26 protein-coding genes and 2 pseudogenes are annotated in these 20106 nt (G+C 44.3%); 15 read left to right on the top strand and 13 right to left on the bottom strand.

Annotated elements, in window-relative coordinates:
- Window positions 1-7: 7 nt before the first annotated feature.
- The 3 genes from IM475_RS15500 to IM475_RS15490 form a co-directional block, all read right to left on the bottom strand.
- On the bottom strand, window positions 8-1141 hold the full coding sequence (locus IM475_RS15500; RefSeq protein ID WP_287728139.1) for a HetZ-related protein 2: 1134 nt from the start codon (window positions 1139-1141) through the stop codon (window positions 8-10).
- A gap of 110 nt (window positions 1142-1251) precedes the next feature.
- On the bottom strand, window positions 1252-2361 hold the full coding sequence (locus tag IM475_RS15495) for an iron-containing alcohol dehydrogenase family protein (protein ID WP_287728137.1): 1110 nt from the start codon (window positions 2359-2361) through the stop codon (window positions 1252-1254).
- Between the two features lie 20 nt (window positions 2362-2381).
- Window positions 2382-2939: a Ycf51 family protein gene (locus tag IM475_RS15490; protein WP_287728136.1), complete on the bottom strand. Its 558-nt coding sequence runs from the start codon at window positions 2937-2939 to the stop codon at window positions 2382-2384.
- Here IM475_RS15490 and IM475_RS15485 point away from each other — a divergent pair.
- The 4 genes from IM475_RS15485 (at window position 2916) to queC (ending at window position 5115) form a co-directional block, all read left to right on the top strand.
- On the top strand, window positions 2916-3533 hold the full coding sequence (locus IM475_RS15485; RefSeq protein WP_287728135.1) for a 7-carboxy-7-deazaguanine synthase QueE: 618 nt from the start codon (window positions 2916-2918) through the stop codon (window positions 3531-3533). The two genes, IM475_RS15490 and IM475_RS15485, sit on opposite strands and share 24 nt — an antisense overlap.
- A 204-nt stretch (window positions 3534-3737) precedes the next feature.
- A complete protein-coding gene (locus tag IM475_RS15480; protein ID WP_002799114.1) occupies window positions 3738-4055 on the top strand; it encodes a hypothetical protein in 318 nt (105 codons plus the stop codon).
- Window positions 4052-4414 carry a hypothetical protein gene (locus IM475_RS15475; protein ID WP_002756992.1) on the top strand — a complete coding sequence of 121 codons (363 nt, stop codon included), beginning with the start codon at window positions 4052-4054 and terminating at the stop codon, window positions 4412-4414. Before IM475_RS15480 ends, IM475_RS15475 begins: the two co-directional genes overlap by 4 nt.
- Window positions 4414-5115: a 7-cyano-7-deazaguanine synthase QueC gene (queC, locus tag IM475_RS15470; protein WP_287728133.1), complete on the top strand. Its 702-nt coding sequence runs from the start codon at window positions 4414-4416 to the stop codon at window positions 5113-5115. Before IM475_RS15475 ends, queC begins: the two co-directional genes overlap by 1 nt.
- A 14-nt stretch (window positions 5116-5129) precedes the next feature.
- On the opposite strand, the gene IM475_RS15465 is transcribed toward queC, so the two are convergent.
- Window positions 5130-5702, bottom strand: coding sequence for a manganese efflux pump MntP (locus IM475_RS15465; RefSeq protein WP_002756990.1), 573 nt, complete (start codon window positions 5700-5702; stop codon window positions 5130-5132).
- A 230-nt stretch (window positions 5703-5932) separates the two neighbouring features.
- On the bottom strand, window positions 5933-6187 hold the full coding sequence (locus tag IM475_RS15460; RefSeq protein WP_287728131.1) for a hypothetical protein: 255 nt from the start codon (window positions 6185-6187) through the stop codon (window positions 5933-5935).
- A 131-nt stretch (window positions 6188-6318) separates the two neighbouring features.
- Between IM475_RS15460 and IM475_RS15455 the strand changes: the two genes are divergently transcribed.
- Both IM475_RS15455 and IM475_RS15450 read left to right on the top strand, forming a co-directional pair.
- Window positions 6319-7272, top strand: a complete 954-nt coding sequence (locus IM475_RS15455; RefSeq protein ID WP_287657955.1) for a branched-chain amino acid ABC transporter permease — start codon at window positions 6319-6321, stop codon at window positions 7270-7272.
- 91 nt (window positions 7273-7363) lie between these two features.
- Window positions 7364-8275, top strand: a complete 912-nt coding sequence (locus tag IM475_RS15450; protein WP_061430168.1) for a hypothetical protein — start codon at window positions 7364-7366, stop codon at window positions 8273-8275.
- A gap of 295 nt (window positions 8276-8570) precedes the next feature.
- On the opposite strand, the pseudogene IM475_RS15445 reads toward IM475_RS15450, so the two are convergent.
- A pseudogene (locus tag IM475_RS15445) lies at window positions 8571-8693 on the bottom strand (PEP-CTERM sorting domain-containing protein); the annotation flags it as partial.
- Between the two features lie 904 nt (window positions 8694-9597).
- Between IM475_RS15445 and IM475_RS15440 the strand changes: the two are divergent.
- Both IM475_RS15440 and IM475_RS15435 read left to right on the top strand, forming a co-directional pair.
- Entirely contained in the window at window positions 9598-9909 is a 312-nt protein-coding gene (locus IM475_RS15440; protein ID WP_061430167.1) for a BrnT family toxin, read from the top strand.
- Entirely contained in the window at window positions 9896-10105 is a 210-nt protein-coding gene (locus IM475_RS15435; protein WP_228009492.1) for a BrnA antitoxin family protein, read from the top strand. Before IM475_RS15440 ends, IM475_RS15435 begins: the two co-directional genes overlap by 14 nt.
- A gap of 63 nt (window positions 10106-10168) precedes the next feature.
- On the opposite strand, the gene IM475_RS15430 is transcribed toward IM475_RS15435, so the two are convergent.
- From IM475_RS15430 to IM475_RS15420, 3 genes are read right to left on the bottom strand one after another with little or no spacing between them, the layout of a single operon-like run.
- Complete coding sequence (locus tag IM475_RS15430) at window positions 10169-10429, bottom strand: DUF4926 domain-containing protein (RefSeq protein ID WP_002794897.1); 261 nt, start codon at window positions 10427-10429, stop codon at window positions 10169-10171.
- A gap of 6 nt (window positions 10430-10435) precedes the next feature.
- A complete protein-coding gene (locus IM475_RS15425; protein WP_194014015.1) occupies window positions 10436-10765 on the bottom strand; it encodes a DUF6883 domain-containing protein in 330 nt (109 codons plus the stop codon).
- Between the two features lie 29 nt (window positions 10766-10794).
- Window positions 10795-11079, bottom strand: coding sequence for a helix-turn-helix domain-containing protein (locus IM475_RS15420; RefSeq protein ID WP_194014013.1), 285 nt, complete (start codon window positions 11077-11079; stop codon window positions 10795-10797).
- Between the two features lie 181 nt (window positions 11080-11260).
- Here IM475_RS15420 and IM475_RS15415 point away from each other — a divergent pair, with 181 nt between their 5' ends.
- Window positions 11261-11539: a hypothetical protein gene (locus IM475_RS15415; RefSeq protein WP_287657948.1), complete on the top strand. Its 279-nt coding sequence runs from the start codon at window positions 11261-11263 to the stop codon at window positions 11537-11539.
- 281 nt (window positions 11540-11820) lie between these two features.
- The gene (locus IM475_RS15410) at window positions 11821-14208 is read left to right on the top strand and encodes an ATP-dependent Clp protease ATP-binding subunit (protein WP_287728130.1); all 2388 of its coding nucleotides are present in this window, start codon (window positions 11821-11823) and stop codon (window positions 14206-14208) included.
- Window positions 14209-14263: 55 nt separating this feature from the next.
- On the opposite strand, the gene IM475_RS15405 is transcribed toward IM475_RS15410, so the two are convergent.
- On the bottom strand, window positions 14264-14404 hold the full coding sequence (locus IM475_RS15405) for a hypothetical protein (protein ID WP_170863676.1): 141 nt from the start codon (window positions 14402-14404) through the stop codon (window positions 14264-14266).
- A gap of 660 nt (window positions 14405-15064) precedes the next feature.
- Between IM475_RS15405 and atpD the strand changes: the two genes are divergently transcribed.
- Window positions 15065-16513, top strand: coding sequence for a F0F1 ATP synthase subunit beta (atpD, locus tag IM475_RS15400; RefSeq protein ID WP_149986192.1), 1449 nt, complete (start codon window positions 15065-15067; stop codon window positions 16511-16513).
- 74 nt (window positions 16514-16587) lie between these two features.
- Window positions 16588-17004, top strand: coding sequence for an ATP synthase F1 subunit epsilon (gene atpC, locus IM475_RS15395; RefSeq protein WP_002735380.1), 417 nt, complete (start codon window positions 16588-16590; stop codon window positions 17002-17004).
- 225 nt (window positions 17005-17229) lie between these two features.
- Here atpC and IM475_RS15390 read toward each other — a convergent pair whose 3' ends face one another.
- Complete coding sequence (locus IM475_RS15390) at window positions 17230-17553, bottom strand: 30S ribosomal protein PSRP-3 (RefSeq protein WP_002760450.1); 324 nt, start codon at window positions 17551-17553, stop codon at window positions 17230-17232.
- A 103-nt stretch (window positions 17554-17656) separates the two neighbouring features.
- Here IM475_RS15390 and mutT point away from each other — a divergent pair, with 103 nt between their 5' ends.
- Genes mutT through mraY form a run of 3 tightly spaced genes read left to right on the top strand, consistent with a single transcriptional unit; the run spans window position 17657 to window position 19452 of the window.
- Window positions 17657-18079, top strand: coding sequence for an 8-oxo-dGTP diphosphatase MutT (gene mutT / locus IM475_RS15385; RefSeq protein ID WP_287728129.1), 423 nt, complete (start codon window positions 17657-17659; stop codon window positions 18077-18079).
- Window positions 18076-18339 (top strand): DUF3134 domain-containing protein, encoded by a 264-nt coding sequence (locus IM475_RS15380; protein ID WP_002735746.1) that lies wholly within the window; start codon window positions 18076-18078, stop codon window positions 18337-18339. Before mutT ends, IM475_RS15380 begins: the two co-directional genes overlap by 4 nt.
- A 45-nt stretch (window positions 18340-18384) precedes the next feature.
- Window positions 18385-19452, top strand: coding sequence for a phospho-N-acetylmuramoyl-pentapeptide-transferase (gene mraY, locus IM475_RS15375; protein WP_287728128.1), 1068 nt, complete (start codon window positions 18385-18387; stop codon window positions 19450-19452).
- On the opposite strand, the gene IM475_RS15370 is transcribed toward mraY, so the two are convergent.
- Both IM475_RS15370 and IM475_RS15365 read right to left on the bottom strand, forming a co-directional pair.
- Entirely contained in the window at window positions 19453-19776 is a 324-nt protein-coding gene (locus IM475_RS15370) for a HesB/IscA family protein (protein WP_287728127.1), read from the bottom strand.
- A gap of 206 nt (window positions 19777-19982) precedes the next feature.
- Window positions 19983-20106, bottom strand: a pseudogene (locus tag IM475_RS15365) (IS982 family transposase); the annotation flags it as partial.

Raw genomic sequence — 20106 nt, 5'->3', positions numbered from 1 at the left:
CTCCTGATTAGGTTTTTGTCCTAAGACTTTGGGCGCTTAGATAAAGTTGCGTCCATTCTTTGACCACTTGCGTGCGTTTACAGTTTAATTCCCCGGCGATTTCCTCAAGGGTTTTACCCGTTTTTAAGCCCTCGATAACGCTTTTACCCCTGGGAGAAAGGCCAGCATAGAAACTTTGCCATTGACTGAGAGTTAAGCCAAAATTATGCTCTTTCGGGCTGATTTCTAACCATTCAGCGATTAATTCTGTCCCTTCCTTGAGGGCAAAAACCTTAATCGCATGATAGCCAACTTTTTCCCGGATACGATAAATCCGTTGAATGGGAATATTCATCGCTTTGGCGATCTCATCTTGGCTTTCGCCCCCTAGATAGAGGTTAAACCAAGTCACCGCCTCCGGACCAACATTTTCCTCTAAATACTTGGCAAAACTCTCTTGAACTTTTGCCCGGAGAATTTGCGCTTCTTGGCAAGTGCGTTGATCTTCGTAGGTAGCGATCGCATTTTGATCCAGTAAACTTAAGCTAGTTTCCCCCTCATCGTCACTAATTTCATCGGAGAGAATCCGGATCATTTCTTGCCGCGGCACATTAGTGATACCGCTTCTCGATTGACGACGGAGATAATTAACAAAACGATAGGCTAACAGGGGTTGATTGCGGATCGGACGCAGGGCGTATTCCTCCAGGGTGGCTAACAGCAGCTGATTGCGAGTAGCTTGATCGTTGGTACAACGAGAGATCCATGCTAACTGGGATTGCAGATAGCGATCGCTATTTAACATCTCTTGAATAATTTCTTGCAAGACATCAGCCACCGCTTGCCGACGATCGCGACTTAAGGAAACCCAAGTGCGAATTTTTTGCCGGAGAGTGACACAAGCACCGAGACGATCAATCAGGTTACGATAGGCGCGGGTGGGATTAACTTTGAGATAGCGTTGCCGCAAAATTTGCCAAAGATAAACTAATCCCCGTTTAGCGATTTCTAAATCTCTCTCATCTAAATTTTCCCAACGTTGGCTATCTTCACCGAGTAACCAATTGATAATGGTATCCCGTTCGCGATCGGTTAAGGAATCCTCTGTTTGCCGGAGGCGATCTTGCCATTGTTGCCTTAACTCGTCGATTATTGTCGTCATAAAGCAGTCGGCTAGGGGGAGCAGTATTGCTATAGTCTTGGTTATGCCCTAAGCTCAAAACCTAGGGCTATAGGTGAGAATTTTATTAATAAATCCCGAAAATATTGCCCTTAATTAGCTTTAACTTTCTGCCCGACTGTATCGGCAGTGGTAGTGGAAACCATGGCCGCCATGACTTGTTCCGGGGAAACCGTAAAAGGCAGACGATGAATGTCCGAATTAGGCTGACAGGCAATTGCGGCCGCGTGGCGCAATTGGGCAAGGGAAACATCTCTTAATCCTAAATCCTCTAGGGATTTCGGTAAACCAATTTGTTCATAAAACTGGATTAGTTGCCCCCGGGCCGATACTGCCAATTGATTGCCCAAAACTATTTCCTCTAGACGCAATTGGGCGAGAATGCCGTAGGCGACTTTTTCCCCGTGGAGCGCGTGATGGCAAGCGGGAATATGGGTTAAACCATTATGAATCGCATGGGCGGCCACGGTACGACAATTAGCACCCCCTAAACCACCAATTACTCCGGCTAATAAAACGGTGGCATCTACCACCTGTTTCCAGTCCTCCCCGCCGATATTTTCCAGGGCTGCCGGGGATTTTTGGAAAAGGATATCCCGCAAAACCCGGGCCTGTTGGACAGCGGCAATGATCAGGGTTTCTGTGCAATGACCGCTACTGACGGAGGCCTCGTACCATTTAGCGATCGCATCGCCAATACCGGCGATTAAGGTTCTTTTCGGGGCAGTTTGGATAATACCGTAATCGAGAATTAATAAATCCGGGCAACGGGCTAGGGACAGATCGTAAAGAAACGCCCCCGCGTCAGAATAGACGTTAGATAGGGCTGTCCAAGCGGCACAGGTGGCGGCGGAGGTGGGAATCGTAGCGATCGGCAAATGGCACTGATGGGCGAGTAATTTGGCCGTATCGAGGGCCTTGCCGCCACCCACACCGATGATAAAATCTGCCTCATGACTCTTGACAGATGCCTTTAAATATGCTAGGGAATTTTCCGAACAATCGGGGGCGTAACTGTGATAGCTGGGGGTGAGATTTTTCAGGGGAGATGACAAAAAAGCTAAATTGCGATCGCCGCCCACCACGAGGGGACGTTTGCCCAAATCCGCTAATTTGTCGGTGGATTCTTCTAGGGCATTGTCACCCCGAATCACTTGTGCGGGGGCGATTAACAGGGGCAAAACAGCGACAGCATTGGACATTTTTTGACAACCTCTCAGGATTATTGGCTAAGTTTAGCGAAGCTTTCGGGAAAAAGCTGTAGTTCAGGCGTATTATCCCCCAGGGCGGAGAAGGATTTTTTAATCTGTCCTAAGTACAAAGGAGCGGATAAACCGGGCTGAGGGTGAACCAGAGTGCGAGCGCTAATGATAAATTGATTATTACCGCCAGCACCGGCGCGACCAGAGGAAAACAAGTCACTAGCGGCTTGTTTTAGGGTTGCTTCCACCTGCTCGGCAGTAACAGTACTGGGCAGGGAGATAACAGCTTGATTAGCTCCGTTATCATAGACAAGGGAGAATCTCACCGCCCCCGGAATTTCGGTACGAGTAAATAATCCTAACCCAAGACCGAAAATTCCCACCGTCAACACAGCCATAAAGCTAGTGACACCGACGAGACGAAAGCGGATTCCCCAACCGACGAGAAAAGCGATAATCGTGAGTACCAAAAAAACCAGCGTGGCAATACCAGACCATTGGATGTATTTGGCAAAGTTCAGGGGAATGTCCATATTTTCTATAATACTGATTCTATGAAAACGGTTAGCATAAACCATTGTACCTATCCTGTTGTCGAAACTTTCCATTCCGTACAGGGCGAAGGCTTTTGGACGGGAAGCAATGCTTTTTTCCTCCGTTTGGGAGGTTGCGATGTCTATTGCCCTTGGTGCGACCAAAAAGAGTCTTGGAATGCCCACCGTTATCCACAACAATCGCTGCGGGAATTGGTTGAGATGGCAAAAGGGGCTAACCCCGCTATGGTGGTGATTACCGGGGGTGAACCTTTGATGCACAATCTTGATCCTTTGACCAAGGAATTAAAAAATCAGGGTTTACGGGTACATTTAGAAACTTCTGGCGCTCATCCTTTTACTGGGGTTTTCGATTGGGTGACTTTTTCTCCTAAAACTTATAAAATGCCCGATCCTACTATTTATGCACAGGTGAATGAGTTAAAAATTGTCGTGGCTAATCCAGAGGATTTAGACTGGGCAGCTATGCAGGAAAGTAAGTTATCGGAAGGGGTGATCAAATATCTACAACCCGAATGGAATACAGTGGAAAGCAAAGAGTTAGTCTTTAATTATGTTCTCCGGCATCCCCAATGGCGTCTCAGTCTCCAAACCCATAAGTTTTTAGGAGTCCGCTAGTCAGTTATCAGTTATCAGTTATCAGTTATCAGTTATCAGTTATCAGTTATCAGTTATCAGTTATCAGTTATCAGTTATCAGCTTTTTTCTCCTGCTCCCATATCCCCATCTCCCCCCGCAACGCGCATGAAGTGGTCTCCCCATCTCCCCAATTCATAATTCATAATTCATAATCCCTAATTTACTAACAAGAGGTCAAATACTATGTCTAACAACAATTCTGAACGAGTAGTGCGTCGTGGTCGAGTTTTTCCAGAGATGCAATCTACAGAGGAAGAAAAGGCCAAACATCGCGCCAGACAATTAGAATTTTATCATCGTTGTTGGCCGATTTTTCAGAGTTTACAGCCCCGTTTAATGAAACATTATTATGGTTGGTACATTGCGATCGAACCCGATAGCGGCGATTATTTTATCGATCCCGATCAAGAAGTGGCCAGTAAAAAAGCAAGGGCAAAATATCCCGACAAAATCCATCATATCTTTGGCATTAATGAAACTGGAGTTAGTGGCAGAATATGATTGAAGGGAGATTTGGAACCAAAGGACAAATTTATTTTGATATCGATTTAGTTGGCGATGATGGATTGATTCTACCCACAGAAGTCATGCTGGATACGGGTTTTACCGAGTTTTTAGCCATAAATAGTCAAGATGCTGACAGTCTTGATTGGCGTTTTTTGCGACAAAATAAATTGATAACCGCTCAAGGAGAAGCATTTTTTGATATATATTTAGGCAGAGTAAGAATTGATGGTCAGGAATACGAAATTCCCGTCTTTGCAGGGGAGGCAATTCAGGAGATTTTGTTAGGTTCGCGGTGGCTAAAACAATTTATCTTAGTAGCTAATTATCAACAAACACAGGTGACATTAGGATAATGACAAAAAAGGCGATTATTTTACTTTCTGGGGGATTAGATTCAGCGACAACAGCAGCGATCGCTTTAGCGGCTGGTTATCAATTAATTGCCCTTTCCTTTCGTTATGGACAAAGACACGAGCGGGAATTAGCAGCGGCGAAAAAAATTGCTAATTTCCTCGAAATTAAAGAACATCATCTGATCGAAGTCAATCTATCTTTGTGGGGAGGTTCCGCTTTAACGGATCAATCTATAGCTATTCCCCAAGAGGGAATTAACCCAGATATTATCCCGATTACCTATGTGCCGGGGAGAAATACAGTTTTTATTTCGATCGCTCTTTCTTTAGCGGAAGCAAGGGAAGCGGAGGCGATATATTTAGGAATTAATGCGGTGGATTATTCCGGTTATCCCGATTGTCGTCCCGAGTATTTAGAAGCCTTTCAAACTTTAGCTAATTTATCATCGAAAGCGGGTTTAGAAGGGAAAGCACCCCAATTAATTGCCCCTTTGGTGATGGATAGTAAGGTAGATATCGTCCGTCGTGCCGTTAGTTTAGGGGTTCCCATTGCTGATACTTGGTCTTGTTATCAAGGAGAAGTTGAACCCTGCGGTTTATGCGATTCCTGTCGCATCAGAGATCAGGCTTTAATTGAGGCCGGTTATCCCGAATTAGCTACTTCCTTCTTAAAACAGTCAGGAAAAGGAGGCCGATTGTGAAAAATGGGGATAATCTAGGCGATTAAATGTTCAATGAGGATTTTACTGCCGATTAATATTAAAACTAAACCGCCGAGAATTTCCACCTTTTGACTAAATAAATTACCGAATTTATGCCCGATAAAAACAGCTATAAAACATAAAGCAAAGGTAATAGAACCGATGACAGTGCAAGCTAAAAGTAAGGGAGTTTTAATCATCGATAGACCCAAACCAACTACTAAAGCATCGATGCTAGTAGCGATCGCTAATCCGATTAAAGTATAGGAATCTAGAGGATTAAATTTTTTTTCCTCGTCATCATTTTGAACAGCTTCGTAGATCATTTTACTGCCGATCGCTCCTAAAATAATAAAAGCGATCCAGTGGTCAAAAGAAGCAAGAAAATCGCGACAAGTTAGACCAATACCCCAACCGATAATCGGCATAATCGCTTGAAATCCGCCAAAAAACAAAGCAATTTTCAAAGCCTTATTAACATGAATATGGCGAATCATCAGGCCACTGGTCAGAGAAACGGCCACGGCATCGGCGGCTAATCCCACAGCAATAAAGGAAGTGGTTAAAAGTTCGAGTGAAGTAAACATCTATAGTTGTTTATCCTTTAATTTCCCCTTATCTTAACTAATTTTTACCCAGAAAACTTTCATATTTATCTCATGATCCTCTCATTTATCTATCATTTCTCTAACCTAAGTAGGTAGGCGTTAAAAGTTGTCAGATGCCCCCCTTATCAAGGGGGGATTAAAGGCAAAATCCATTTTTAATTTAATTATAACCAGCTACTTAATTAGTGAGAGGATCGAATGGAAAACGTTTAAAAGCATATTACTGGTTCCTCACCGATCGCCTGGACTTGATGGATCGCTTCTGGGGTAAAACTGATGATATACTCAGCTTCTAGGACTTTTTCGCCCGTTACTGTGATTTTATCGGGAAATTCAGCCGTAGGAGTCCGAGGAACCAATCCTGCTGTTTCATAAATTCCCCTGTTTCTAGGACAAAGTTGAGGAAGATACCTTTTCCCATCATCGATCATCCCGTCTGCTTTTAAGGTGGCGAACGCTACCATATAGGAAAAGTGCCAAGTAAAAAATTATGATAATTTCGAGAATTACCGGAGAATGAGGTGGGAGAGAACGGTGATAAAATTAGCTAATTGACTCCCCTAACTTAAGCACTCAATAACCGCTCACTGAAAATATGGCTGATTTTTTTAACACCTATGGTTTTTTAATTGTTTCAATGATATTTGGAGCCATATTAGGCATTTCAATTTATCTGCCCTTAATGGCCGGTCAATTATCCTTAGCAACCCCCGGTTTTTACGCTTTAGGTGGTTATGTTGCCGCCATTCTTTCCACGAAAGTTTTTACTAATACTGGTAGCAATTATCCCCTTAATTTGGTCTTTTTAGAAATGTTAATTGCTGGCATTATTGCAGGAATATTAGCCATAGTTTTAGGTATTCCTGTTCTCCGTTTGCGAGGGATTTATTTAGCCATTGCCACGATCGCCTGGGTAGAAATTTTGAGAATTATTGCCCTTAATCTCGAGATAACCGGCGGTGCGGTCGGTATTTTCGCCATTCCCCAACCTTTCACCACTCAATTAGCTTACCTTTGGCTGGCTTTGCCCCTCTTATTGCTAACTATGCTGTTTCTCTACCGGTTAGAAAACATCAAAATTGGTCGGGCATTTAATGCCATTCGTGCCGATGAATTGGCGGCCGCGGCCATGGGAATTAATCCCACCTATCACAAAGTTTTATCCTTCACTTTCGGGGCAGTTTTAGCGGCAGTGGTGGGAGCGGTAAGCGCCCATTTTCTCAATACATGGAATTCCCGTCAAGGAACCTTTGATTCTAGTATTATTTTCTTGGCTTTTGTTTTAATTGGTGGTTCAAGAACTTTTGTCGGGCCGGTGGTGGGAGGCATTGTTTTAACTGCTTTGCCCGAAGTTTTACGCGCCCTCGGTGGTGTGAATGGTTTACCAATTTGGTTGGGTAATTTCTTGCGCGATGGTCGTTTGATTATTTTTGGAATTTTAATTGTTTTGGGAACTATTTTTTATCCCCAAGGCTTAATTACACCTGAATTAATCAAAAAAATAATGCCTTTTAAAAGACGTTCCTCTCTTAGTCAAGTTGATTCCTAGTCATGGATCAATGTTGTCGATTGGATTCCTTTTTAATTAATGATATAATAGGATAGTTTATCCCCCTTTATATTCTCAGTCATCTCCGAGAATGACCCGCCAAATTCACGACCAATTTGCCAAGGAATATTTAGAGGAACTGTTAGCGCCTCTAGGAACCATAAAAAAGAGTAAGAAAGTGAAAAGTGAGGTTCAAGAAATAGATGTCTGGTTTGAACCGGCCAGTTCACCATCAAGGACCGAACTCCCTTTAGGTTTACTCGGAAAAATGGCGGCGACTTCCTGTTTGTTTGAACCTTTCCGTAACCCGCCCTCAGAAATAGAGATTCGCAGTTGTATATCAAAGTTATATACTGTTCATAATGACCTGTTAAGAAAGGCGAAACGGGCAAACAAAACTCTGACGGTCGCAGAATTGCCAGTTTTATGGATTCTCACCCCCACCTTTTCAGCTAGAATGATTCAAGGATTCAGGGCTGACAGCGATGAGAGGAATTGGTTAAAAGGGGTTTACTTTTTAGCTGACTTCCTCAAAGTGGCAATCGTTGCCATCCACCAGTTACCAGTGAGTGAAGACACTTTATGGTTGAGGGTTTTAGGAAAAGGAGAAACACAAAAAAGAGCCGTAGAAGAGTTAGTTCAATTGCCAGAAGATAACTCTTTTAAAGAAAATTTGTTAGAAATTCTAGCCAACTGGCGTAAGAATTTGGAATTGAGAGATAATTTAAGTAGCGAGGAACAGGAGGACATCATGAACCTATCACCAGCCTATCTAAAACAGCGAGAAGATTGGAAAATAGAAGGAAAACAGGAAGGCACTTTAGAGGGACAACTCTCGCTGATAGCTAGTCTTCTGGAAGGGCGGTTTGGAACCCTAGATTCGGAATTGTCTGGTCTAGTTGAACAGATTGCCCAACTTCCCATCTCAGAACGCACCGGGTTACTTCTTTCTTTAGTGAATTTATCCCGCTCTGAACTGTTAGAAAGATTGAGAAAAGATTAAAGTTTTAGTCCGCTCAAGCCATGAATTTTCATGCCAAAATCCTGATGGTAGTTTGTCTGCTGAGTTACTGTCATGGTCAAATCTAGCATTCCCTCAGACGCTCTAGCCCTGGGTTGGATTGAGCTATCATTATTGAGCAGGTATTACCAATCGGCTCAAAAGGCGAAACCCAACCAAGATTGTGAAAATATTCCTGGAAGTTGTTGGGTTTCCTTGGGTCAACCCAACCTACGAGTTTTACTCTAAACTTGGTCTGACTGAATGAAGGGGCATTTATGGTATTTTTAGAAACAATTTAGCCGGCTTTTGTGGTTTCTTTTTTGGTGGATTTAGAGGGTTTTAGTTTGCGCTTGAGGGTAGAAGCTGCGCCTAGAGTGCCGAGGGCGAGGAGGCTGAGAGTTGAGGTGGGTTCGGGGACATGAACATGAACGCCAGTCAACCTAATTACAGTATTTTGTGGAGCCATACTACGATCAAAACTAAAGGTATAGAAGTCTCTATGTACTGGACGATGACTGGTAGAGAAACTATCTGAAATAACACGTCCAAATTCATTCTTTCTAAAAGTGTAATCTGTGGCGACAAAGTCTCCTTCACGTTCATCCAATTTAGGATGGGGTGTTTCTATGTGCGAGACACCTAACTTGACTTCCCAATTATTAGAAGAATTATTGGTTTCTAAAGTAACTAGCCAGTTTCTCAGTAGAGGATTGCCGGAACCACTTTCTTCAGGATTCCAAGACCATGAGACTTCGAGTTCTCCTAGTTTATCTTTAATTACTGTTGGAGTTAAGCCAGCATCAGCTTTTGGTAATTGAGAAGTAAGTACCAACGTAGCGGTTAGCACACCGAGAGAGAACTTTATTCGAGAAGTTATTTGATTCATAGCTTGCACCTTTGAGATAATTGTGTTTTTTTAGGGAGTATATTAGCCGACTTTTGTCGTTTCCTTTAAGCGCTAATATACACACTCCCCCCCCACAACTGTATCAAAAGCTACAATTTACAAATCTTTACATTCCTCTCCCTAACTAGCGATTCACAGGGGAAAGAGTTTCAGGTATTTTCCCCTGTTTTACTGCTTCTCAGGCGACCTATCGCCTTCCGTGAGGGATTGTGGCGCGGTGTGTCAGATTCGATAATAGGGTTCAAAATTTCGCTAACATTGTTAGGTAATTATTTATTAACTGTTGTTAAGTCTTGCATCTCCCCGGTAGGCATGATTTCTAGACTTAGAGGTTATCTTGGTAGTTGGGAGGGTGTATTATACATCGCTTGCGATCGCAGTATAATTTCTTAGTTTATGGAGTTAGAGTCAAAAGATGGAGTTCGAGTGGGATGACCAAAAGAACAACATCAATATTGAAAAACACGGGATCGACTTTAATTTTGCCAAGGAAATCTTTTCAGGAGTCTGGATATCAAAACCTGATAATCGCAGAGACTACGGCGAAGAAAGATTAATCGCTTTGGGACTTTTAGGAGAATTTGTCCTAGTTGCAGTGTACACTCTACGAGAACAGAAAATACGGCTTATATCTACAAGACGCGCTAATGCAGAGGAAAGGGGAATTTATTATGAGTATGTCGAGAGAGGAACAATTAAATATCCTTGGTCAGATGAAAGATTCTGATATAGATTATTCAGATGTACCTGCTACTGATGCCGAATTTTGGCAAGAAGCTACTGTTAATTCTCCTCTAAAAGTTCCTGTAACTCTGCAGCTTGAACCCTCAGTTGTTGCTTGGTATAAACAGCAATTTCCCAAAAAATATCAGACTTTAATTAATGCCGTACTAAAAAAATATATGCTAGAACATAATTGTTAAGTGCGATTTCCGGTTCATAGAAAACTTTTACTTGAGCCATAAGTGTTTCCCCTTAAGCAGAATTCACGCCGCCTCCAGTTCATAATGCAAGACCAGAAGCTCATCGCCTGGCAGAATAGCCATCGCATATTCCCGCCCCTGACTGTCAGAAAATTCCACTAAATATTGATAGCGCGAACCTTTTTCATACACCTCAACCACCGTTCCCACCTGTCCGCTTGGCAAGCTGGGGACAGCCTCATAATCTGGCTCAACTAAAGTCAATCGCTCCCGAGGGACGGAGTTGAGGATGGCAACCGTATCTAAAAGTTTGATGTCTTTCATGGTACTTCACTTGATAAAGGCAGAAATTAGGCGAGGGTTGGGATTAATTAAGCCGATTTCCCAGATAGTTCGCAGTTGTGTTTCTTCCCGTTCTGGTATCGTCCAATCCACTTTAAACTGCTGGCCGAATTCCGTGACCGCTTGTTGCACAACTTCCCCCTCCAGGGCAGCCTGTGAGATGAGCGATCGCAAAACCTCAGCGTTCTCGGCAGTTATTCCCAGACGAGAGCGAAAGACTCTGGCTTTATTTTTTCCTCTGGAATGTTCTGGATTTAAGCAATAGCCAATCAGTTTTTCCATCGAGATTTCTGCCAGTTCCCCGTTGGGTAATTTCATCTGCGGCACTCCGAACTTTCTGACTTCCCTCAGAGCAACTCGATTCGCAATTGGCGGCCCACCACAGAAGCCGCCCGTTGGATAGTATCGAGAGAAACGCCCGTCTTTTCCGGGTCGAGGAGGCGGTCAAGTTGCGCTCGACTGGTCTGCATCCGCGCCGCCATCTCCGTTTTCGTCAGAGAGATCCGTTTCATCTCCTCAGCCAACTGCCGCAACCGTAACCGTTTGAGTGCCACCGCACTACAGTCCTCCTCAAGACCTTCTTCTTTGAGAAAAGCATCGAAATCGGAGCCAGTATGGGGGTTAGCGGTCATATTTTTCCTGTTCCTTCTTACGATTGAGAGCTAATACTAAATCCGGTTATTAACAATTGATTATTTATTCTCCCCTTTGCATGAGTGCCTCTTGCATGAGTGCCTCTCCTCATAACTAGCCTATACTCAACGGATTTAGTATAAATCGATTTCCTGTTTTGGGTTTTTTTGGGACTTCTTGATGAAAGTGAACGGCACAGGGGCAGCCGATGGGAAAGCTAAACTCTACGTCCTTGATATCGCTGCCAATAATCCGGCAATCTTCACGGCTGAGAGTTTTCCACCAATCTTTGACTGGCTCCGACCCACCTTCGGCTCGAAAAAACTTGGCTGGCAGCCTTTTCAATCCTTACCTTCTCAGTTATCGTACCTTATATGGTACATCAATCGGATTAATGAGATCTTCAACGGTCGCCCAGAAATTACTGGGAGTACCGCCCTTCGATTGGCGAAATATTAGCAAGTTTCCCCATATTTCCGGCTGAACCTGCAAATTCGTTACGATTATCTCCCCCCGCAAGGCGCACGAAGTGGTCTCCCCACTCCCCCCGCAAGGCGCACGAAGTGGTCTCCCCACTCCCCCATCACCCCACTTCATAATTCATAATTCATAATTCATAATTCCCACTCCCCACTCCTGTCCCCTAACCCACCCTACTGATACGGATATCCCCCTTCCGGCTAATGTAAAGAAAACGTTACAGTAACAGGTAAAGCCCAGTAGCCAGGAAGCCGTCGATCATGTTTGAATACTTTAACCAGAAAGCTATCAAAGCGGTGATGTTCGCCCAAGAAGAAGCCCGTCGTACCGGTCACAGTGTCGTGGGTACGGAGCATTTACTGTTAGGATTGATAGGAGAAGCCACCGCCACCGCAGCCTTAATTCTCAAGGATTTAAAAGTCACCCTGCACGAAAGTCGCCGCCTGATTGAAGGAATGACTGGCCGCGGCACCGGTTACAGTCCCGTTAATATCCCTTTTACCCCGAAAGCGAAAAAGATGTTCGAGCAAGCATTTCAGGAAGCTCGACAATTAGGGGAACAGGCGATCGCACCTGAACATCTATTACTTGCTATCACCGCCGATCCCGAATCCCTAGCCGCTAAAATTTTAATTATGCAGGGTGTTGATTTGCTCAAACTTCGCGGCCTTTTAATTAAAAATGCCGGGGAAAAAGTCGCTAGTGGTCGCTTCACGGCAAAGAGTGACTATGAAGACCAGAAAAATGCTCCCCAAGGCGGGATTTTAGCCCAATATGGTCGCAATTTAAACCAAGAGGTCAAAAATGGCAAAATTGACCCTTTAATCGGTAGAGAGCCAGAAATCGAGCGAGTTGTCCAAATTTTAGGCCGTCGCGGCAAGAATAACCCGATTTTACTGGGTGAGCCGGGGGTGGGCAAAACAGCGATCGCTGAAGGGTTAGCACAACGCATCCATAATGGCGATATTCCCGAACTTTTGCAGGATAAACAGGTAATTGCCCTCGATATGGGGTCTTTATTGGCGGGAACCCGTTTTCGCGGCGATTTTGAGGAACGTTTAAAGGGTGTTGTGGAGGAAGTTCGCAAATCGGGCAATATTATCCTGTTTATCGATGAAATTCACACTCTTGTGGGTGCTGGTAGCATGGGAGGGGCCATGGATGCTTCTAACTTGCTTAAACCTGCTTTAGCTCGCGGCGAGTTACAGTGTTTAGGGGCAACAACTCTCGATGAGTATAAACGGCATATTGAGCGAGATGCGGCTCTAGAAAGACGTTTTCAGCCAGTTATGGTGGGAGAACCGACCAAAGAGCAAGCGATCGAGATTTTACGCGGTTTAAAAGCCACCTACGAGGATTTCCATCAGGTAAAATACGATCAAAAAGCGATCGAAGCTGCCGTTAATCTATCTTCTCGCTATATCAATGATCGCTTTTTACCGGACAAAGCGATCGATCTTCTCGATGAAGCGGGATCCCGCACCCATCTACGCTATTCCCTGCAAAGTAAAAGTCCTGCGGAGGTTAACGAAGAATCACCCCTAATCAACCCCGAATCTTTAATTCCGGTGGTGGATGCGGAGGAAATCGCCCAAATTGTCGCCGCTTGGACAGGTATTCCCGTTACCCAATTAACTGAAACTGAGTCGGAATCGCTCTTAAATCTAGAATATCAACTGCACGAGCGGATTATTGGCCAACAGGAGGCAGTAAATGCCGTTTCTCGTGCTATTCGTCGAGCGCGAGTCAATTTAAAGAATCCTAACCGTCCGATTGCCTCGTTTATTTTTGCCGGTCCCACGGGAGTGGGTAAAACTGAATTAACGAAAGCCTTAGCTAAGTTGCTCTTTGGCTCGGAATCCAGTATGATTCGCCTAGATATGTCGGAATTTATGGAATCCCACACGGTTTCTAAGTTAATTGGTGCGCCTCCCGGATACATCGGTTACAATGAAGGCGGTCAGTTAACGGAAGCAGTGCGTCGTCAACCCTATAGAGTGGTCTTGTTTGACGAAATCGAGAAAGCACATCCCGATGTTTTTAATCTTCTCCTGCAACTGTTAGAAGATGGTCATTTGACCGATTCCCAAGGTCGTCGGGTGGACTTTAAGAATACCCTAATTATTATGACCTCGAATATTGGCTCAAAAGTCATCGAAAAAGGCGGTAATAGCTTAGGATTCGAGATGGCTGACGATTTTGCTCAATCGCGTTACCAACAGATTTCTAATCGGGTGACAGACGAGTTAAAACAATATTTCCGTCCCGAATTTCTCAACCGTCTCGATGAAATCATTGTTTTCCGACAGTTAACTCGCGAAGAAGTTACCCAGATTGCCGATATTCTGATCGCGGATCTAGCCAAACAATTGACAGAAAAAGGCATTTCTGTGGAAGTTACCGCCGCTTTTAAGGATTTGGTCATCAATGAGGGTTATGATCCTAGCTACGGTGCGCGGCCTTTACGTCGTGCTTTAACTCGACGCTTAGAGGATAGTTTAGCCGAGGCGATGTTATCGGGAAAAGTCAATTCTGGAGACCATGCGCTATTAGATGTCACTGCTGAAGCTGTGGTGACAGTCTCTAGTCATCGGCGCTCTGAGCAGAGCGATATTCTCTCGCAATTACAGTTACAATCGGTGGGTTAATCCGCTCAAAAATTGCTTTTTTTCGGGGTTGAAAATTTTTCAACCCCGATTTTTATCATCCTGGAAAAATAACTTCTAGGGGAGCGGGAATCATCTCGGTGCGAAAGTCCAGAATCTGAACTAGGATTAAATAGGCAACGGCGATTAAAATCGAAATCGCTCCTGTGATAATGGCGATAATTTTACCAGAATTCATATAGTTAAACGTTAATTTCCTGAGATTGCCGCAAAAGCTACCGAAATTTATTCTCATCTACGATTGCGAGCCTAAACAATTTAAACTGAGGATATCTTACAGCACAATTCTCCCGGACGGTTGAGAAGGCAGTGCATCTCAGTTTTGTAGAAATATCCATAACACATTTTGGGCGCAAGCATTGCGCCCCTACCATAAACCCTATCTAAAGCTGTCCCTTGAAAATTTGACAGGAGATAGTTCTTGTGGATCAATATATAGACTAAACTCTATGGTCAAGCTTTAAATTATTTTTTATTTGAATCTATACAACCAGCAAAACCCTTGTTATAATCGACATTATATGGTAGTAGACCAATTCCATGCACTGCATCCGCATCGGCATCTTCAAAGTTGATCAACCTCGCTTTGTTTTAAGGTAGGCTAAGGCCTGCCTTACTTTTTATCAGTGATCAGTGATCAGTAACCAGTAAGCAGAAAATTGCCATTTAATACCGATCACTGCTCAGACTGTCCACGGAAAACTCAAATCCGATCACTGGTAACTGATAACTGATCTGATCCCCTAGCGTGATAAGCTGAGTATTGGCTAATTTTACAAAAAATTAAGACTTTCCCCTTGTGGGAGTTATCAGCTAAAACCCAGAGTAGACATAAACAATGGTAGCGACAACAGAAACTAACGTTGGTAAAATCGTCCAGATCATCGGTCCTGTCATCGATGCCGAATTTCCCAGTGGCAAACTGCCCCGTATTTATAATGCCTTAACCGTAAAAGGAACTAACTCCGCCGGTCAAAATCTATCGGTTACTTGTGAAGTGCAACAGTTACTCGGTGACAACCAAGTGCGGGCCGTTGCCATGAGTACCACCGATGGTTTAGTGCGCGGTATGGATATCGTCGATACCGGTGCAGCGATTAGCGTTCCCGTGGGTAAATGCACCCTCGGTCGGATTTTTAACGTTCTTGGTGAACCCGTGGACGAAAAAGGACCGGTTAACGTCACCGAAACCTCTCCTATTCACCGTCCCGCTCCCAAATTAGTCGATCTTGAAGTGACACCGACGGTTTTTGAAACCGGTATCAAGGTGATTGACTTGCTCACCCCCTACCGTCAAGGGGGCAAAATCGGCCTCTTTGGGGGTGCTGGTGTGGGCAAAACCGTCATTATGATGGAATTAATCAACAATATCGCCATTCAACACGGTGGTGTCTCGGTTTTTGGCGGTGTGGGTGAAAGAACCCGCGAAGGAAACGACCTCTACAACGAGATGATCGAATCGAAGGTAATCAACGCTGATAACCCCGAAGACTCGAAAATTGCCCTCGTTTACGGTCAGATGAACGAACCCCCCGGAGCGAGAATGCGCGTCGGTCTCTCTGCTTTGACCATGGCCGAATATTTCCGCGATGTCAGCAAGCAAGACGTACTCTTATTTATTGATAATATCTTCCGTTTCGTCCAAGCTGGTTCGGAAGTATCGGCGCTCCTCGGTCGGATGCCTTCTGCGGTAGGATACCAACCCACCCTCGGCACTGATGTAGGCGACCTGCAAGAGCGGATTACCTCCACCAAAGAGGGATCGATCACTTCCATCCAAGCGGTCTATGTACCGGCGGATGACTTGACTGACCCCGCTCCCGCTACTACCTTCGCTCACTTAGATGGAACTACTGTACTATCCCGTGGTCTGGCTTCCAAAGGTATCTATCCGGCGGTAGATCCCCTCGGTTCCACCAGCACCATGCTCCAAGCTGATATCGTCGGTGATGAACACTACGGCACCGCTCGCGCCGTCCAATCTACCCTGCAACGCTATAAGGAGTTACAGGACATCATCGCTATTCTCGGTTTAGACGAATTGTCGGAAGAAGATCGTCTCACCGTTGACCGCGCTCGCAAAATTGAGCGTTTCCTCTCGCAACCTTTCTTCGTGGCCGAAGTTTTCACCGGTTCTCCTGGTAAATACGTTACCCTCGCTGATACGATCAAAGGCTTCCAGATGATCCTCAAAGGTGAACTCGATAGCTTACCCGAACAAGCGTTCTATATGGTCGGCAATATCGATGAAGCGATCGCTAAAGGCGAAAAACTCAAAAAAGGCTAATTAAAAGTCAGTAGTAACCGCGTTTAGCGGTTACTTAACCCAGAAATCTGCCAAAATTATCGTTATTATCACCAATGAGCATTACAGTACGGGTTATTACACCCGATCGCATTGTCTGGGATAACGTGGCTGAAGAAGTAATCCTACCCAGTTCCACGGGACAATTAGGTATTCTTAGCGGTCACGCTCCTTTATTAACTGCCCTGAATATTGGCGTAATGCGAATTCGACCGGGGAAAGACTGGGAAAATATCGCGGTTTTGGGCGGTTTTGCTGAAGTCGAAAATAATGAGATCAAAGTCCTCGTTAATGGGGCGGAATTAGGCTCAAAAATCGATAAAGAAAAAGCTCGCGCCGAATACGAACGGGCCCAAACCCGTCTCGATGAAGTCAGTAAAGGGGATGACCGTCGCAAAACTATCCAAGCGCAACAATCATGGCGCAAAGCTCGCGCTAGATACCAGGCCGCTGGCGGTTTAGTATCGGTTTAAACCAAACCCAACCAAATCAAATTAAATTAAAGCAAAATCGGGCGGGTTTATATAAACCTACCCGATTCTTTTTCAGTTATCAGTTATCAGTTATCAGTTATCAGTTAAGTAGTCGGACTTAACGGAGGCAGGGGGCAGGAGGCCGTTTTTGTAACGGGGATTTATGCCCCGCTCCAAAAACTTTTCGCCTTAAGGCGAGGTTTTAGACCCGATTTTTTCGATAAATTAATTGCTACCACTAAAAACAACTTCGGGGAATTTTAACTGTGCATCGGCCATGGGGATTTGTCGGCCTTGATTGCGTAACTCTTGCCAAAAATTAATTACTTCTGTGGCTTTGTTGAGAACATCAACGCGATCGGACTCATCAATCCAGTGTTTTGCTTCTAGCTCCTCTTGGAGTTGTTGCCAAGCATCATTGCGCGGCCAGAAAAAATAAGCGGTGAGGGGGCTAGTTCCTTTGCCGACCACCTGATCTACAGCGATCGCTACGTTCTGATCTAACCACAATACTTTTAAAATAAACTTTGATTCGGAACTGACTGTCATTGTTAATCGTTAATCGTACAATTCTCGATTATATCATCTTTTGAGTCAATTTTCCGCAGTCAGTTTTTAACTATTTTTTCCGATTTTTTCGCTAATAACCGCTATGATTCCAGAAACAGACTCTTTAGCTTCTAAACAAATCGGTGTGGCCGTAATTAGAGATGATCGAGATTTAATTTTAATCGATCGCCGTCTAGACAAGGGACTCCTGGGCGGTTTTTGGGAATTCCCCGGCGGCAAAATCGAAGGCAATGAAACGGTGCAGGAATGTATTAAACGGGAGATATTAGAAGAAATTGGCATTGACATCGCGGTTGATAGTCATTTAATCACTATCGATCACACCTATAGTCATTTTCGGGTTAATCTACAAGTATATAACTGTCGTTATCTCAGCGGCGAAGCCCGGGCGATCGAATGTGAAGAAATCCGCTGGGTAACTATCCAGGAACTAGATCATTACACTTTCCCCGCGGCCAATCAAGAGATTATCAGAGCCTTAAAAGACATGGTAAACTCGAAATGATTGCTGTTAATCGTCGAGTGATTATGCTTAATCCTTCTATTCGTCAAGAACCCCGCTACGAACCGGCCGCGGTTATTCCCCTAAAAAAAGACGCTTCCATTGTTGAGTGGTTAGAAAAAAATAATCGCATGATTCCCCGGGATAAAATCGCCGAACCGGATCTGACTCTGGAAGAAGATGTGGAACTATCTGAACTGATGGATGTCGATGATATCGGTTATGATGACGACGAGGATGAATTAGTCTTAGATGAAGATTAATCCCGTCTTCTTTGGCAAATTTTCCCCTTATCTGACGCTTTAGTCGTGAACGCTAACATTTTTTCCGCCCCTATCTTCAAAAAACCCACTGGAACCCATCTCCTGATTCTACTAACGGGATTACTATTTCTGTTAGTAGTTTTTTTTCAGTCCACTAATTCCCTGTTACTGCCCCTGATGGCCACAACATTAATCAGTGCTGGTCTTGGTTGTCAAGTAGTCCCGATGCTGCGGCGCTTGAAAATGGGTCAGATTATGCGCGAGGATGGACCCCAGGCTCATTTAAAGAAAGCAGGAACCCCGACGATGGGAGGCAGCTTTTTTGTGCCAGTAGCCCTTATTTTCGCTTTAATCTGGTCTAAATTCGCCCCTAATGTGGTGGCGGTTGCTTTGCTGACCTTTGTTTACATGGGTATCGGTTGGTTAGATGATTGGCAAATTCTGCGTTATAAGTCGAATAAGGGCCTATCTCCCCGGATGAAGTTAATTTTACAGATAACGGGGGCGGTGCTTTTTTGTCTCTGGATGTCGTTCAATCAGGTGAGTACCGATATCACCCTTTGGGGTCGATTAGTGATTCCTTTGGGCTTTTTCTTCTGGATTTTGGCGGGATTTGTCCTTGTGGCTGAAAGTAACGCCACTAATCTCACCGATGGGGTGGATGGATTAGCGGGGGGAACTGGTGCGATCGCTTTTTTGGGTTTAGCCATTATTATCGCTCCTAGTCATCCAGATTTGGCGATTTTCTGCACTTGTTTTAGTGGTGCTTGTCTAGGCTTCATTTTTCATAACCGCAACCCTGCTAAAGTGTTTATGGGTGATACAGGTTCCCTCGCTTTGGGAGGCGCTTTAGCTGCGGTGGGTTTAATTACTGGACATCTCTGGGGATTATTTTTAATTAGTGGTCTGTTCTTTCTGGAATCTCTTTCGGTAATCGCTCAGGTTATCTATTATAAAGCCACAAAAGGACCCGATGGCAAGGGCAAAAGATTATTAAAAATGGCTCCTTTTCATCATCATTTAGAATTAAGTGGTTGGACGGAAACCAAGATTGTGGGAGCTTTTTATCTGGGTAATGCGCTTTTAGTTGTCTTGGCTATTTGGAGCAGTTAATTAAGCGCTAAAGGAAAGACCACAACCGCAGGTATTTTGGGTGTTGGCATTGGTAAAACGGAAACCACCACCCATTAGATCTTCTGAATAGTCTAATTTTAAAATTTGTAGGTAGCGATCGCTGTCAGGATCCACTAAAATATTAATACCCTGACTTTGATAAAAGCGATCGTTTTCTGCCGCCATATCGGTTAATTCGAGATGGTAGTGAAGTCCCGAACAACCACCGTTTTTTACTGCCAAACGCAGATAGGAACCTGTCAGGCGACGGCTTTGACTCCAACGTTCAATTTCTCTAGCGGCGGCGGGACTTAATTCGATCATTGTTCTTGAGACTATTGTAATAATAAGTAGCTGGTTATAATTAAATTAAAAATGGATTTTAGGTTCGATCCCCCCTGCCCCCCTTGATAAGGGGGGCATCTGACAACTTTTAACGCCTACCTACTTAATATCAAGTTATTGTGAAGTTATACCACAGTTTTTGTCAAACTTTATGTTAAGAAATATGTAACTAACCCCAGTTCGGGTTAAGCAGCGGGGGGTAAAGCCCATTCCATCTTCAAGGAGGGTTTTTTCGGCTGGTGACAGTAAGCAATCAAACCACAGAGAAGATTAACGCAAAAATTAACAGGGCTGCGGTGGCGGGAATGT

The organism is Microcystis sp. M061S2, assembly GCF_020245605.1.
Taxonomy (GTDB): domain Bacteria; phylum Cyanobacteriota; class Cyanobacteriia; order Cyanobacteriales; family Microcystaceae; genus Microcystis.
Note: the sequence above shows the minus strand (reverse complement) of the source record. Positions and strands in the feature narration are given on the sequence as shown.